Origin of the sequence: Zeaxanthinibacter sp. PT1 (genome assembly GCF_028464225.1) — a bacterium.
Classification (GTDB): domain Bacteria; phylum Bacteroidota; class Bacteroidia; order Flavobacteriales; family Flavobacteriaceae; genus Zeaxanthinibacter.
In genome coordinates, this window is the sequence record NZ_JAQPCN010000001.1 from 1,160,888 (window position 1) to 1,175,880 (window position 14,993).

Annotated in this window: 9 protein-coding genes; 2 read left to right on the forward strand and 7 right to left on the reverse strand. The window is 46.4% G+C overall.

The window, feature by feature from the left end; all coding sequences use genetic code 11:
- Positions 1 to 79 precede the first annotated feature (79 nt).
- The 4 genes from PP178_RS05055 to PP178_RS05070 form a co-directional block, all read right to left on the reverse strand.
- Positions 80 to 1,507, reverse strand: coding sequence for a serine hydrolase (locus PP178_RS05055; RefSeq protein WP_272593219.1), 1,428 nt, complete (start codon positions 1,505 to 1,507; stop codon positions 80 to 82).
- 119 nt (positions 1,508 to 1,626) lie between these two features.
- Positions 1,627 to 2,925 carry an amidohydrolase family protein gene (locus tag PP178_RS05060; RefSeq protein WP_272593619.1) on the reverse strand — a complete coding sequence of 433 codons (1,299 nt, stop codon included), beginning with the start codon at positions 2,923 to 2,925 and terminating at the stop codon, positions 1,627 to 1,629.
- Positions 2,926 to 2,931: 6 nt separating this feature from the next.
- Entirely contained in the window at positions 2,932 to 5,889 is a 2,958-nt protein-coding gene (locus tag PP178_RS05065; RefSeq protein ID WP_272593220.1) for an amidohydrolase family protein, read from the reverse strand.
- 401 nt (positions 5,890 to 6,290) lie between these two features.
- Positions 6,291 to 9,053 carry a PAS domain-containing sensor histidine kinase gene (locus PP178_RS05070; RefSeq protein ID WP_272593221.1) on the reverse strand — a complete coding sequence of 921 codons (2,763 nt, stop codon included), beginning with the start codon at positions 9,051 to 9,053 and terminating at the stop codon, positions 6,291 to 6,293.
- 345 nt (positions 9,054 to 9,398) lie between these two features.
- Here PP178_RS05070 and PP178_RS05075 point away from each other — a divergent pair, with 345 nt between their 5' ends.
- Together PP178_RS05075 and PP178_RS05080 are read left to right on the forward strand one after the other, a co-directional pair.
- Positions 9,399 to 10,658 (forward strand): DEAD/DEAH box helicase, encoded by a 1,260-nt coding sequence (locus PP178_RS05075; RefSeq protein WP_272593222.1) that lies wholly within the window; start codon positions 9,399 to 9,401, stop codon positions 10,656 to 10,658.
- Between the two features lie 2 nt (positions 10,659 to 10,660).
- Complete coding sequence (locus tag PP178_RS05080; RefSeq protein ID WP_272593223.1) at positions 10,661 to 10,894, forward strand: VF530 family protein; 234 nt, start codon at positions 10,661 to 10,663, stop codon at positions 10,892 to 10,894.
- 37 nt (positions 10,895 to 10,931) lie between these two features.
- Here the strand turns inward: PP178_RS05080 and PP178_RS05085 are convergent, their stop codons facing one another.
- The 3 genes from PP178_RS05085 to PP178_RS05095 all read right to left on the reverse strand — a co-directional run bounded on the left by PP178_RS05085 (position 10,932) and on the right by PP178_RS05095 (position 14,978).
- The gene (locus tag PP178_RS05085) at positions 10,932 to 11,699 is read right to left on the reverse strand and encodes a hypothetical protein (RefSeq protein WP_272593224.1); all 768 of its coding nucleotides are present in this window, start codon (positions 11,697 to 11,699) and stop codon (positions 10,932 to 10,934) included.
- A 128-nt stretch (positions 11,700 to 11,827) separates the two neighbouring features.
- Positions 11,828 to 13,552: a DUF885 family protein gene (locus tag PP178_RS05090; protein ID WP_272593225.1), complete on the reverse strand. Its 1,725-nt coding sequence runs from the start codon at positions 13,550 to 13,552 to the stop codon at positions 11,828 to 11,830.
- A 13-nt stretch (positions 13,553 to 13,565) separates the two neighbouring features.
- Complete coding sequence (locus PP178_RS05095) at positions 13,566 to 14,978, reverse strand: amidohydrolase family protein (RefSeq protein ID WP_272593226.1); 1,413 nt, start codon at positions 14,976 to 14,978, stop codon at positions 13,566 to 13,568.
- Between the last annotated feature and the right edge of the window lie 15 nt (positions 14,979 to 14,993).

Genomic DNA, 14,993 nt, shown 5'->3' on the forward strand with positions numbered 1-14,993 from the left:
CAGCACAGTTACTCGAGAAATAATAAAAGCCCCGTTTCCGAGGCTTTTTGTGGTATTGAAGCGTGCATTGGAAGGCTTGTTATTTCACTTTAGCAGCATAATTATCATGATTCTTCAGACGGGTAACCCGGCCTTCTGCATCCCTTTCAAAGACCAGTGTTTCCCCCAGTTCGTCATCATCCCTTACGCGGCGAAAAGTATCTCCTTCAATATGTTTATAAAAGGTCATGGCTTCGGATGGGTCGTCTGTTGGCAGGTAAAGCTCTACCAGTTGGCCATTCATGCTCCCGATATAGGCTTCACTCCCCCAGGGCTGGGTATCGTAGTAGCCGGTATACTCCGAGAGATCTTTCACTTCCCCTGTTTCATCATCACCATTCTTAACCTTAGATAAGATTTTATGCATTCCCATGGCGTATTTGCCGGGATTAGTCCCATTGGCATTGATCATCACGGAATAGGCCAGTTCTTTCTTGGGATGCAACATTAATACGGATCGGTAGCCCGGACAACTGCCTCCATGACTTACCCAGCTGCCCCCGTCATCGGCTTTCCTGACTGCAAACCCAAGACCCCAGGTCACATTCCATCCTGGATCTGTATAATGTACCTGCTGCATATACCTGAGAGTTGCAGGTTTCAGGATATCTGCCGTAGTGGTGTCTAATAAGCGCAATTGCCAGGAAGCGAATTGACCAAGGTCTCTAACATTGGAGGAAAAACCGGCTGCTGGGGTGATCCCGTTAGCCTGGAATAATTTGAGTCGGTCCCTGCTGCCATCGCGTTTGATGGCGCTGTAACCAATAGCGAGTTGTTTGCCATAGAGCTCCTGGGGTAAACTGGTCCTGGTATCTGATAGATTCAGAGGGTCCAGGATGTTCTCTGCAATGTATTCTTCGTACGGCATACCGGACACCTCGGTGACAATTTCCCCAAGAAGGGTGAGGGCAAGGTTACTATACTGGAAGTAAGTGCTGGCAGGGTAAAGGGTCTCTTGCTGACTTAATTCTTCACGGATTTGTTCTTCACTTGGGAATGGGAAATCGGGACCTGTCCAATACGGGAAGTTCGCTTCCCTGGGCAACCCTGAAGAGTGGGTCAGCAAGGTGCGTACGGTCACCGGTCCGCTGTCCGAAAATTTCTGCTCCAGGTTGTACCAGGGGAGAATGTCCCCGATCTCGTCATCCAGTCGCAATTTTCCTTCTTCATATAATTTCATGACGGCTACGGCAGTGAAAAGCTTGGAAATAGAACAAATACTGCAGATGGTCTCAGCAGTTGTGAAGGTATTATCTTCCTTGTTGGCCATGCCATAACCACCCTGCCAGAGCACTTCCTGGTCCTTTACCACGATGGCCGAGATACCGGGCAGGTTTTCATAATCCTTTTGGGCATCGAGCCAGACCTCGATCAACTTTATAGCATCACTGTAATCTTTAGGAGATTCCTGTCCTTGAACCTGAAGACAAAAAAGCAAGACGGGGATTAGAAATGAACGAATAGTCATGATGTTGATTTTTAAATCTTTAACATTAAATGTAGTAAATTTTCAAATCGGATTTTCATTCCTTTTCGGATAAAAAAAAGCCCCTGTGAAGGGGCTTATTAATGTGATCTCGAATTATCTTACTTGGACTGTCGATCGTATTTTTCGGAATACCGCTTCCAAAGCTTTGTCTGGTGTGTTTCCAATGATATTTCTCGTCCATCTATAAAGGCATGTGTAAGCTGGTTGGTACGCATATCCAGGGCATTACCTTCACTGATAAAAAGAGTGGCGCTTTTCCCTTGTTCCAGGGTGCCGTACTTATCATCAATCCCCAGGATCTTAGCCGAATTCCCTGTGATCAAGGTTAAAGCTGTCTCCATGTCCATTCCCTGCCCTGCTACTTGTCCGGCGTAAAACGGTAGGTTCCTGGTCTGGAAATTAGAGGCCTCTGAATTCTGAATGGCTACTAATAGGCCACCATCAGCAAGCAGCTTTGGCAATTTGTATGGAAGATCGTAATCGTCGTCGTCCCGGGCAGGAACGTTATGGGTTTCCTGTACCAGTACAGCGATGTCATGCTCTTTCAGGAAAGGGATAATCTTATGGGATTCGTATCCTCCCACGAGCACAACCTCTTTTACCCCGCTTTCCTTAGCTGTGGTCACTGCATCGATGATCTCCTTCTCACCATCTGCATAAACATAGAGTTTCTGTGAGCCATCAAACAATCCTTTCATGGCGGTAAATGCCTGGTTGGGTTGTTGATCTCCCTTGGCTTTGTAAGCTTTGGAGTTCTGCATGAATGTTTTAATGGCAGCGATATCTTCGGCGTAATCCTTATTGGGTTTAAACCCGCGATCTTCTCCTAACCACCAGCGTCCACGGCGGAAGGTATTTGGCCAGTGCAAGTGGATACCGTCGTCTTCCTTAATTACGGCATCTTCCCAATTCCAGGCATCAAACTGAACGATGGAGGAGGTGCCGCTAATGGTTCCTCCCTGGGGGGTGGTTTGTCCTATCAGCACCCCGTTAGGACGCATGGACTCTACCACTTTACTCTCCGCATTATAGGCAATGATACTGCGGACGTGAGGGATAAGCTCACCGATCTCGTCCTGGTCGTTACTGGCACGTACTGCGTTAATTTCGATAAGTCCCAATGACTTAGCAGGGGCAATGATGCCGGGATAAATGTGTTTGCCATCGGCATTGATCACTTTTCCCTTTGTGGCGGTATCCCCGCTTCCAATGGCTGTGATGATCCCGTTCTCGAAGACGATAACGGCATTCTCTATCACTTCACCATTCCCGATGTGAGCCGTTGCCCCACTGATGGTAATGGCTTCTTCCTGAGCTGCAGCCGGAGTCTGTTGGGCGAAGCTCAAGGAGCTTGCCATAAAAGCCAGCGTTGCGATTATATAGGTATAAAATTTCATCATTTCTTAGTTAATGGTTTCACATTCAAAGTCAATTCGGTCTTTCCCTTCAGGAGCACGGGTTTTGGCACCACCGTTCTTCTCATCGAGCATCATCCCGATAAGTTTACTGCGTTCTGCCTGTATGGCATCTCGCTTTGCCCGATCTGTTTCCAGGTCAAAAAAGACCGTACCTTCAATGATGGTTTTTTCTGCTTTTGCAGCTACGGAAAGCGGGTGGTCTGTCCATAGTACCAGGTCAGCATCTTTGCCTTCCGCTATGCTTCCTACTCGGTCATCGATATGCAATAACTTGGCTGGATTGATGGTGACCATCTTCCAGGCTTCCTCTTCACTCATGCCCCCGTATTTCACTGTTTTAGCAGCTTCCTGATTTAATCGGCGAGACATTTCACGGTCATCGCTGTTGATCGCCACGGTAAGTCCCTGATTGGCCATGATTGCAGCGTTGTAAGGGATAGCATCGTTCACCTCGTACTTATATGCCCACCAGTCACTGAAGGTAGATGCACCAACACCGTGCTCTTTCATCTTATCTGCTACCTTGTAGCCTTCCAATATGTGGGTAAAAGTATTTATACGGAAACCAAATTGTTCGGCTACTTTCATCAGCATATTGATCTCGCTCTGTACATAAGAGTGAGAACTGATAAAACGCTCCCCGTTCAGGATCTCTGCCAGTACTTCCATCTCCTCATCATAGCGGTAGGGTTCTCCACTTTTCTTTTTAGCATCGTATGCTTTGGCCCGGTTAAAATAGTTGACAAAAACCTGCTCTACACCCATTCTTGTCTGGGGGAAACGATTAAAGCTCTGCCAATTACTTTGTTTGACGTTCTCACCAAGGGCGAACTTGATAAACTTGGGACTGTTGTCATAGATTAACTCCTCTGCATCTTCTCCCCATTTAAGTTTAATGATCGCAGAGCGACCACCAATAGGGTTGGCCGAACCATGCAGGATCTGGATGGATGTAACTCCCCCGCCAAGATTACGGTAAATATTGATGTCTTCCGGGTCTACCACATCTTCTATACTAACCTCGGCCGAGGAATTCTGCCCGGACTCGTTGATGGAGAGGGCGGCAATGTGCGAGTGCTCGTCAATTACCCCCGCGGTAAGATGTTTGCCTGTGGCATCGATTACCTCGGCTCTTCCTGCATTCAAGTCTTTCCCGATCTTAGCAATCTTACCGTCGCGGACCAATACATCAGTATTCTCCAGTACCCCGGCATCTTCACTGGTCCATACCGTAGCATTCTTAAAAAGCATATCGGTCTGTTTGGGTTTCTCGTTAAAGCCATAGCCCACGTTGGGATAGGTGATGGAGACCACTTCCGGTTTGCTATCTTTTTCTGTTTCTTTTTCATCTTCTGAGGTCAAATCACCACTGCGGGTGGCTGTGAATGAAGATTCATCGCCGTCCGGTAATACGATACGCCCTGAAATGCTTTTGCCTTTAGCCGGCACGAGGGCTGTAGCCCTCCAGGTCTTCCCGGATTTTTCATCAGAGAACTTCAGGCTCATCCAGTTTTCGCTGTAGGTCATGGTCGACTTTAATTCGTCTTCACCTTTGCTCACTTTAGACTTAGGCTTGGCTGCTCCTCCGCTGATCTCCAGGTCATAGGTTTGTCCTGAAAATGCAAGTTTGTACTTACCGTTAAGATCGCGTTGATCCAAACTATTGATTACGTGCTTTTCCCCCTGTACCCAGTTTTCATACAAGGTGGTGTTCTTATCAAACACATCGCCAGAAGTGACCAGGAAATTAGCGTACCGGCCATTCTGCAAGCTACCGATCTCTTCGCTCATATTCAGGTATGCGGCAGGTACCGTGGTGAGTGCTTCAAGCGCCTTGGTCTTGTCCAGACCATAGGTAAGTGCCTTCTGGAGTTTCTCTCCGAATTCTGTCGGTTTTTTAAGTTTATGTGTCGTCAGGGCAAAAGGGATCCCTTTATCGCTGAGGGCTTTTGGGTTACCAGGTGCCTGGTTCCAGGCGCGCATATCTTCTAGCGCAATGTATTTTGCAGCATAAGGGTCGGTCACGTCATAGGCATCCGGGAAATCGACCGGAAGTATAAATCTTGCCTGTGTAGCCTTGATCTCATCAATGTTCTCGTATTCATTCCCACCACCAACGATGATGTAGTTTGTGTTAAATCGATCCCCGATGGTATCGGCGCGCAGGGCATTGCCTTTGTCCCCGGCTTCGAAGAAAGCAGGGAGTGTTTTGATTTCTAAAAGTGCTTCCAAAGAGCGGTCTTTGGTGTCAACATTTCCTTTGGCATACCATTCGGCGTCCCAGTACATCTGTCGTAACAGTGCCATAGAACCCATCAGGGAAGAAGGGTAAGACTGGTTGCTGGCAATACTTCTTTCAAAAGAAAAGAATTGACCGGACTCATCTTCCAGTATCCGTTGCGCATCGCCTCCTTCATCGTTCAGGGCGATCACCGCCCCCGTTCCCCTGGCAATACCATCGGCTATGTGGGTGTTTACAACTCCAAATCCGGCTTCCCGGTACTCTTTAGCTTTCATTTTGTCATATTCAAACTTCCCGATTGCGCTATTTTCCGGCATAATATGATCGTTCCAGTAGAATCCTTCGCGAGAAGGTTCGTACTGGGCAGATCTGCCATCGCGCTCTGCCCGCTTGGGCAGGTCTACACCAAAACCGGTGTAGGGGTCTATAAAAGAAGGATAGATGAATTTCCCTTGCAGGTCCACAGTTACTGTGTTTTCGGGAATGTTGACATTACTGCCGGTGGCGACCACTTTTCCGTCTTGGATTAGCAGGGTGCCTTTTTTGATCACCTGGTCATGGGTGACATAAATCGTAGCATTGGTCAATGCCGTGTAGTTGGTGTTTTTCTCTTTGACCCCGTCGTTCTTAGGAAAGTAGTCCTGTGCAACCGCCGCCTGTATTAGGCAGAACAGGGCAAACACCAATGGTAATTTTCTCATGTGTTGGAATGGATTTTATTAACAAGAAGTCTTAAATATAAGAAGCTGAGAAGTGTACTCTTTGCATTTAAATGATATTTTAACGCGGCTTTAACTATTGAAACAGCCACGGAAAATTGGCCTTCAATTTATACCACAGTCTGAAGTGAAGAATTTTAGTATAATACATAGAGACCAAACCGCTTCGGGATCCATGATCATAAAATTGAAAGCACTTCCTGCCCTGAGTACACAATCTGCTTCAGATCACTGTCCGGTTTAATTTTGGGAGCTGCAAAGGGTTCTTTGGTCTCGAGTTTACATGAGTGCCGGATTTCTTCAGGTTTACCATCTTAGAACTGGCTCGCAATAAAACCTTCATCAATATTGAATAGGACTCCCTGCATAGGGCAAAGCAGCTTCTAACGATCAGGAATGTAGATATTGAAGGTGGCACCAACCCCCGATATGCCTTCGGCTGTAATTTGACCGTTATGATTCTCTACGATCTTCTTAACGATTGCCAGCCCCATCCCGGTACCTTCATACTGGTCTTTAGCATGAAGTCGCTGGAATAATTCAAATATCTTATTGGCATAGGTCTGGTCAAAACCGATCCCGTTATCTTCTACGCGGATATGACAATAGGAATCGTCGGCTTCTAGCCCTTCAACACCTAGGTCTTTACCCATTTTAATTTCAGATGAAATATGGACCGTAGGAGTGGTATCGGGCTTGGTAAATTTTATGGCGTTGGTCAATAAGTTATGCAGTAGCTGGTGAAACTGGAATGGAATGATGCAAACCTCGTCGAGATGGCCGGTTTTAATAACTAGTGAACCGCTCTCTAGCTCTTCTTTAAGATCTTCCCTGATCTCCTGCAATACCGCGGTCATTGGGACCTTTTTAAAATCTTTCTTGCCTGTATTGGTCCTGGAATAGAGTAGGAGTGCTTCAATCAGGGTCTGCATACGTGCAGCGGACTTAATAATCCTGGTGAACTTTCTCATCCCCTCAGGACTCATATTATTAACTTCTCGCTCCTGGAGCAGCCCGGCGAATATCCTAATTTTTCTCAGGGGTTCCTGCAAGTCATGACTGGAAATAAATGTGAACGACTTTAACTCCTGATTCATTTTTTCGAGGGTGTCATTCTTTTCTTTCAGTTCCGCAGTTCTTTTCAGCACCTGTTTTTCCAGTTCGTTGGTGAACATTTTCTGATCTTGAATATCCGTACTGGTTCCCACCCACCGGGTAATCCTTCCTTCTTCATCTCTTTGGGGGATAGCCCTGCTTAACTGCCACCTGAATTCTCCATCAATACTCCTGAAACGATGTTCAAATATAAAATCATCTCCAGTCTCGATAGATTTTTGCCATTGTACTAAATTTTCTTCCTGGTCTTCAGGGTGCACCATCTGAATCCAGCCATCCTTCACAAGCTCCTCATATGTCATTCCCGAATACCGGAATACAGAATTATTAAAATAGTTGAGTTTGCCCTCAGGATCAGAAGTCCACACGAACTGCGGCATAGAATCAGCCAGGAGACGAAAACGCTCTTCGCGCTCTTCTAACTGCTGGTGAAGGGTTCTTTCTTCGGTGATATCTCTCATGGTGCCCAGCATCCTATCGGGGTTGTGTTGCTCATCAAAAATAACCTTGCCTTTCATCTCAATCCAGTGAATAGAATCGTCCGGTAAAATTATTCTGGCTTGATAGTCAAAAACCCCGGTAGTCATTGCATCATCATAGGCTTTATTCCGTATTGGGAGATCTTCCGGGTGTAACTGGGATTTCATCTCGGCGTGGGACGGCTTGTAACCTTCTTGCGCTCCAAAAATTTCATAGCATCGATCAGAACAATCTACATCGTAATTTTTCAGGTTTAATTCCCAGAATCCTAAGTCTGAAGCATTGATAATCAAGTTCAGCTTTTCCTCGTTTGCCTCTACCTTTTGCCGGGCAAGGACTTGTTCTGTTACATCGATACCTATAGTCATGATCCCATCTATTTCGCCAAAAGCATCATAGAGGGGTTCATATGAGAAATTGATATATTTGGTAGACAGTTTTCCTTGTTGGTCGATGAATACCGGCAATTCTGAAGTAGCAAATCGATCTCCGCTCTCAAAAACATTTCTAAGCAAGTCTCCGATTCCTTGTGCTTTTAATTCTGGCATGACTTCCATGACCGGAAAATGTAGTACCTCACCCTCCTTTTTGCCCCATAATTCCAGGGCAGCTTTATTCGCTATTTCAATAACAAAGTTGTTACCTCGCAGAATTGCAATGGCCACCGGGGCCTGAAGGATCATCAAACGCAAGTTGTTTTCTTTGATTTTCAGCAATCTTTCCGCAGCTTTCCGTTCTGTAATATCTTGTAAAGTTCCGGTAAATCTTTGAGCTATTCCTTTAGGGTCAAAACTTACTTTACCTTTAGCATGAACGGTCCGTGGAGGCGCATTGCCCTTCCTGGTCAGGGAATAAACGATATCGTAGTGTCCGCCGGAAGAATAATCAAGAGCATTGGTGATTGCAGTGGTTACTCGATCCCTGTCATCTTCGCAAATTGCCTTAATTGCATCAGAAAGATTTATTTCCTCCTTAGGAGGTAGGCCAAACCACTCCTTCAGTCTTTCATTTGCAGAAAATTTCTGTGAATGAGGGTTGAAATCAAATGTTCCAAGTTCACTGGCTTCGATAGCAAATTTGAATTGTGTCATACTTTCCCTCAGAGCCTCCTGAGAGATCTTGCGGCTAGTCGTTTCTATACAGGTTGCAAGAATTCCACCAATTTCTCCATTCTCCAATCGGATCGGGCTATAGGAGAAATCAAAATAGGTCTGTTCTATATCGCCATTTCTGTCCAGAAAGAATTCGGCATCGGTATATTTTACTGCTTTTCCATTGCGAGTCTCCTCCAGGAGCGGCCCGATACCCTCCCAAATCTCAACAAAGTTGCTACGCGTGCTTTGCCCGAGGGCCTTGGGATGTTTATCCTTCCCGAGAATTGGGATAAATGCATCGTTATACAACTGGGTAAAATCTTCTCCCCAGGCAATATACATCGGGAAAGGATTCTCCAGGATTACGCTGAGCATGGACTTTAATGCAGCCGGCCATTCCTTGTATGGCCCTAAGGGCGTATCAGACCAATCCTTTTCACTAATGTGCCTTGGCATTTCACCTTTTAAAGAGTTAATGCCAAAGTATTTTTCAGATGCTATTGATTGAACCATGCCAAGCTGTGTGTGGATGTAGTTAAGTCTTTAATGGATAAACTATTAATAGATAAGCGGTGACAGAATATATAATTTGAACAAATTAAGTCCAAATCAGTTACGCCCGGCTATCAAGCGGTAATTATTATTAGCGCAATCGATGCCTATTTTAATCCAAACACCATTCTGTTGCGCTAATGGCCGGCTTTCCGGTAAGAAAAGCTTCATCGGGAAAATAAGCCGTACCTTTGCCGGCTATTCAGAAATGGTGATGTTCATACAATTGTCATTTCGTAAACAATCTATATGTCATTTAAATCCTTAGGATTATCACAGGCTTTCTTAAAAGCCGTAGAAAAACAGGGCTACGATACCCCATCACCAATTCAGGCAAAAGCAATTCCCCCCATTCTAGAGGGAAAAGATATTCTGGCATCCGCGCAAACCGGAACCGGGAAAACAGCCGGGTTTACCCTGCCTATGCTTCAATTGTTATCACAGGGGCAACAGCTACGGCAACGACCTGTCCGTGGGCTGGTGCTTACGCCGACCCGAGAACTTGCTGCCCAGGTTTTTGAAAATGTAAAATCGTACAGTGCTTATACCGATCTGCGCTCCAGTGTGATCTTCGGCGGTGTTAACCAAAACCCACAGGTTAGACAATTACGTAACGGGGTGGATATCTTGGTAGCTACTCCGGGGCGATTGATCGATCTTATCGGCCAGGGGGTATTATCCCTGGACAAGGTGGAGATCTTTGTACTGGATGAAGCGGATCGTATGCTGGATATGGGCTTCCTCAGGGATATTGAGCGAATTATGAAGCTGTTGCCGAAGAAACGTCAGAACCTGATGTTCTCGGCCACCTTTTCCAAGGATATCAAGAAACTGGCCAATGGAATATTGAATCACCCTGTACAAGTTGAAGCAACCCCGGAGAATACAACCGTAGATGCCATCAACCAGAAAGTATACAGGGTTGCCAAAGGCAAAAAAACAGACCTTGCCATCAAATTGATCTCGGAAGGAAATTGGGACCAGGTCCTGGTTTTTACAAGGACCAAACACGGAGCAAATAAGCTTTGCAAGAAGATGGAACAGGCCGGGATCACGGCTGCTGCCATACATGGTAATAAAAGCCAGGGGGCAAGGACTAAGGCTTTGGCCGGTTTTAAAAGTGGTTCAGTCGGAGTACTGGTCGCTACGGATATCGCTGCTCGCGGGCTGGATATTCCCTTATTACCCCATGTGATGAACTACGAAATTCCAAATATTCCGGAAGATTATGTACACCGGATCGGGCGTACAGGACGTGCAGGTGCCAGTGGAGAAGCTATTTCCCTGGTCAGTGCTGATGAAACCTCATACCTCAGGGATATAGAAAAATTGGTGGGAATTTCGATTCCTAAAGAAGTGATCGAAGGATTTGAACCCGATCCTAACGCCTCTACAGAACCCATAAAACCACAGCAACGCGGTGGTAACCGGTCTAAGAACTCATCCAGGAACAAGAATAAGCCTAAACGCAATAACGACAGGCGGGAAGGTAAGCGGAAATCATACTAAACTTGGGAGATCAACCTAATAATCCCCTTCACGGGGTTAAACTAGAGCAGATCATCCGGGAGCTGGTTAATCATTACGGTTGGACCAGCTTGGGGGAGAAAATCAACATCCGTTGTTTTACCCACAACCCATCGGTAAAATCCAGCCTGGCCTTCCTGAGGAGAACCCCCTGGGCCAGGGAGAAGGTAGAGGGGTTATACCTCAAATACCTCCGGGACAGCACATCTGAGCATTAAAAAATACTATTCGCAAGGTGACAAGTTGCCAGCTGCATCAATTAATTTTTCCTAAGGGCTTCTGGAGTTCATAGAATAGCATAATACCGGCACTGATAGTAGCGTCTGTATCAGCCTGTGACAGGTTAAGGCTGATGCCGGGGCTGAAGGTCCACCCTCCTGCAATATCAACTTGCAGTGCCGTTTCAAGGACCAGGTCAGCAGCGTTGTGGTACACCCCGTTAAGGAACAAGGCTGTGTTAGGGTTCAAGAAATATTTATAGCCTAAAAGATATCCTAATTCTACCGCATCCAGGGCAATACCCCAGACAGTTTCGGCATATGCATTTATAAAGGCTACACTGCGCTCCCCGATATTTTTTGCAATCACCAGGGTGTTCACCAGGTCTGTCTTCTCCCCGGGCTCATCGTAAGGCAGTTGTACCGTAGAGATAGTGGATATTGTCGGTATTCCGTCCTGTTCTGAATGCCACCTGTGGGACCAGGAGATACCGACCGATTTTTCAAAGTTCAATGCGCCTTTTCCCTGCCTCATGGTGGGTACGGTAAACTGTAACATCGTATTTCTCCAGAAATTGTGATCCGAAGGCGTATAACCCAGTGAAAGTTGGTATTCCACCCCATCTGTTGCATCAGCTACAGAAGTGACAGTGATTCCTAACTGTTTTGCCGGGGCTGGTTGGCCATCACTGATCGAAGTCAGGATATTTGCCGTCTGGTGGTTCATAATATGGTCCTGGACTTCTTTGTTTTGGGAGAGCAGGACATTGGAGAATAAGAATAAAACACAAATAATAGATCTCATCGTAAACTTCAATTAGGGAAAAGAGATTTCCCGTTAGGGTTAGTTTTGAAGTACTTACGATAAATTTTTAAAAAGGTTCAATCCAGGAGTGGAATCCCTTCACCGATGTTTTCTAGATAGGGTTGGGTCTAATTATCATAGAACCGCCATTCTGAGGAAAAATCCTTGTCCAGGTCTCCATCAATGAGCAAGGCACGGACCATTTCTACCGGCATGCTGTTCTCCCTCATCACGGCATCGTGGAATTCCTTGTACGTCATTTTACCGCTATCGACCAGTTCTTCTTTCAGGGCATAAAACTGTAATCCCCCTATCATATATGCAATCTGGTATAAAGGGCCGTACCCCCCGGTGAAGGAGCGCCTGACTTCCCCTGCTGCGTTGGCTCTCTCGTGGCCCACTCTTTCTACCAGGTAGTCTATACATTGCTGTGGAGTCCAATTCCCGAGATGATAGTTCAGGGAGAAAATTATCCTGGCACATCGGTGCATTCTCCAGAACAGCATTCCAATGCGATCTTCAGGAGATCTTGGAAAGTTCATGTCCCATAACAAGAGTTCCCAGTACAGAGCCCAACCTTCGGTCCAGAAGGGTGTTCGGTAAAAACGGTAGGGTTTATGACGATTATTCATGAAACCCTGCAAGTGATGCCCGGCGATGAGTTCATGGTGAACGGTAGACCTGTTAAAATGGGGATTGTTGCCCCGCATGCTCATCAATTTATCCTCGTGGTTCATCGCATCTGTAGGGTAGGCGATCTGCAAGACTTCGCCCCCGAGGAAAAAAGGAGCGATCAGTTGCCTTTCAGGGGAAAGCATGGTCATTCGCCAGGTTTCCTCTGCCAAAGGCGGAATAGTGAGCAATTCTTTTTCTTTCAGGAAGTTGATAGACTGATCATATAATTCTAACATAGCCTCAGGTTGCTGTCCGACCGGGACATAGGTCTGTTTCACTTTTTCCTGCGCAGCTTTCCAGTCGTCTCCAAACCCCATGTCTCGAGAGGCTTTTAATAGTTCCCTATCACACCATGCAAATTCTTTTTCGGCTATGGCAATCAATTCTTCCGGCGTATAAGGGATCAGCTCAAAAGCTAATTGCTGCTGTATTGCATCCCGGCCGATGGGATCGCCAATGATCCCACTACCATCATCTTTTGGCAGGGTGGCAGGGTCTACCCGGGCTGCAAGTTTTTCGGAATAATCCAGCAATACGCTATCCAGGACTTCGTAGGGTTGTGTCACCCACCAGGTAAATTGAGGATCGTAGCCTTCGTAAAACTCGTACACACTTTGAAGAGCTGCTCGTTGCCCCTCCAAAATTCCCTTTGAACGTGAGGTTAGCTGGCGGGTAAATAAAGGCTTTTCCTTTTCTATGATGGATGAGGCGGTTGTGTAATCCTTTGTGATTTTATTGAGCTTTTCAGCTACTTCCTGCCCGTCCAGGCGTTTTCCTCTTCGCCTCAGTTTTTCCAGGGCATACAGTTCTTCCCCTTGAGTTATCCACGGCTGTAGCTTTTCGTATTCTGCTTTTTCGGTGTTGAGCTCCCCAAGTTGTTGTTCCAGGAATTTTTTGATCATCAGGTAATCCACCTGTCCCCCTTTGGCAAGATCATCAAAGGGACGACGCTGTAGTTTTTGCAGGTAATCCTGGTAAAACACCCGGAAACGTTCCCGGCGTTCCGGGCTGTTTTCAATAGCATAGAAGCGGCGAAGGCTGCCCATGTCTGCCTGTAATTCCGTGGCCAGCTGGTACATTTCCGTTACCGGATCGGTATTGCTTCGTGCTGATTGGGCCTGAACCTTAGTACATCCTAAGGAACATAAAAAGGAAAGCGTGAACATTAGATATTTCATAGGGAGTATTTAACTACTGGGGATTATTCTTTATCGATTGTAATAACTCATCCAATTGCTTTTGATCATAGACGGCTCCCCCGGCAATGACTATTTCCATGGATGCAAGGTGATCTATATCTTCTAATGGATTTTCCTCCAGGATAAGGAGATCTGCCCTTTTGCCCGGAGCGACGCTTCCATAGGCAGAGGTGATATCAAAGAACCGGGGACCATTGATCACGGATGTGGCCAGGGCTTCTGCCGGTGTAAGCCCGGACTTGACCATAAACTGAAGCTCTCCCCAGAGTGATTCCCCCGGGTAGACATATGAATTAAAAGCTCCACTATCAGAACCTGCAAGCAGCGGTATGCCGGCCTGGTGCATGGGTTTGACCATGGACATAAACTGACCTTCCGTTTTAGAACGCATTGAATTACCCGATGCCCTTGCTCTTTCTGCACTTTTAACGCGACCTTCATAGGTTTTTTGAATACCGGGCCCAACATATTGTAAAAGACTGTCCCTGCTATGGTCCTTATCCAGGACGTTAGCCAGGATATGCCCAATGTAATTGGTCGGGGTTACATACACTCCCTTTTCGGCCAATGTTTTATAAACTTTTTCTGCGAGGTTCGCATCGTAAGTGTCTACCAGCGTTGTGACCATTCCATAACCGAGGTCAAGGGCTGTAAGACTATCTGCTTTAGGGGAGCAAGCCTTTAGAACATAATAAAGGTGTTCTGTTCCATCAAGTCCTAATGCGACAGCATCTAACAAGTTGGCCTGCATAGGCATATGGCCGGTGGTTTTCATGCCACGCTCCTCTGCCTGACGGATAATCTCGTAATAAATTTCCGGGCTGAGGTTGCCGTCGTATATCTTGACGTAATCTGCGCCGATCATGTTTAAAGAGTCTAGTGCAGCAGTAATTTCAGAAGAAGAAGTAACTTTAATAGATCCGGGCCAGGACGGTTGGTCCCCGTCCAGTTTTGGTCCTGAACTGAAGATCCGCGGCCCTGGCAGTTCCCCCAGTGTTATGTCCTGTTGCCATTGCAGCACAGCAGGTGTAATATCTCCTCCTGCATCGCGAACTGTAGTTATACCGTAAGCGAGGAAAAGGGGGAGGAGGTCCTGGTTTTCCTTAAGGAGGGAATCCCCACCCCTGAAATGCACATGGTTATCCCATAGTCCCGGCATAACAAAGGCACCCTGTAGATCACGGGACTCCTTGGCTTTCCAGTCTTCGGCTTCAGCCATGGGTCCAACCTCCAGGATATTCCGACCATTAATGGCGATAAACTGCCCGGGAATGGTTTTTGCGCTATCTACGTGAATTACGGTCGAGTTCAGTAATATAAGATCTGCGGTTTTCACAGGATCCGTATTGCAGGACAGGGTGATCAGGATAATGCTTAAAAATAAAAGAGAGGGATATGTCTTCATTAGAGGTAAATGGGT

Bases quoted from the DNA above. Each gene is read 5' to 3' on its own strand.
- PP178_RS05055 (WP_272593219.1), bottom strand. From the start codon at position 1,507: ATGACTATTCGTTCATTTCTAATCCCCGTCTTGCTTTTTTGTCTTCAG.
- PP178_RS05060 (WP_272593619.1), bottom strand. From the start codon at position 2,925: ATGAAATTTTATACCTATATAATCGCAACGCTGGCTTTTATGGCAAGC.
- PP178_RS05065 (WP_272593220.1), bottom strand. From the start codon at position 5,889: ATGAGAAAATTACCATTGGTGTTTGCCCTGTTCTGCCTAATACAGGCG.
- PP178_RS05070 (WP_272593221.1), bottom strand. From the start codon at position 9,053: ATGCCAAGGCACATTAGTGAAAAGGATTGGTCTGATACGCCCTTAGGG.
- PP178_RS05075 (WP_272593222.1), top strand. From the start codon at position 9,399: ATGTCATTTAAATCCTTAGGATTATCACAGGCTTTCTTAAAAGCCGTA.
- PP178_RS05085 (WP_272593224.1), bottom strand. From the start codon at position 11,699: ATGAGATCTATTATTTGTGTTTTATTCTTATTCTCCAATGTCCTGCTC.
- PP178_RS05090 (WP_272593225.1), bottom strand. From the start codon at position 13,552: ATGAAATATCTAATGTTCACGCTTTCCTTTTTATGTTCCTTAGGATGT.
- PP178_RS05095 (WP_272593226.1), bottom strand. From the start codon at position 14,978: ATGAAGACATATCCCTCTCTTTTATTTTTAAGCATTATCCTGATCACC.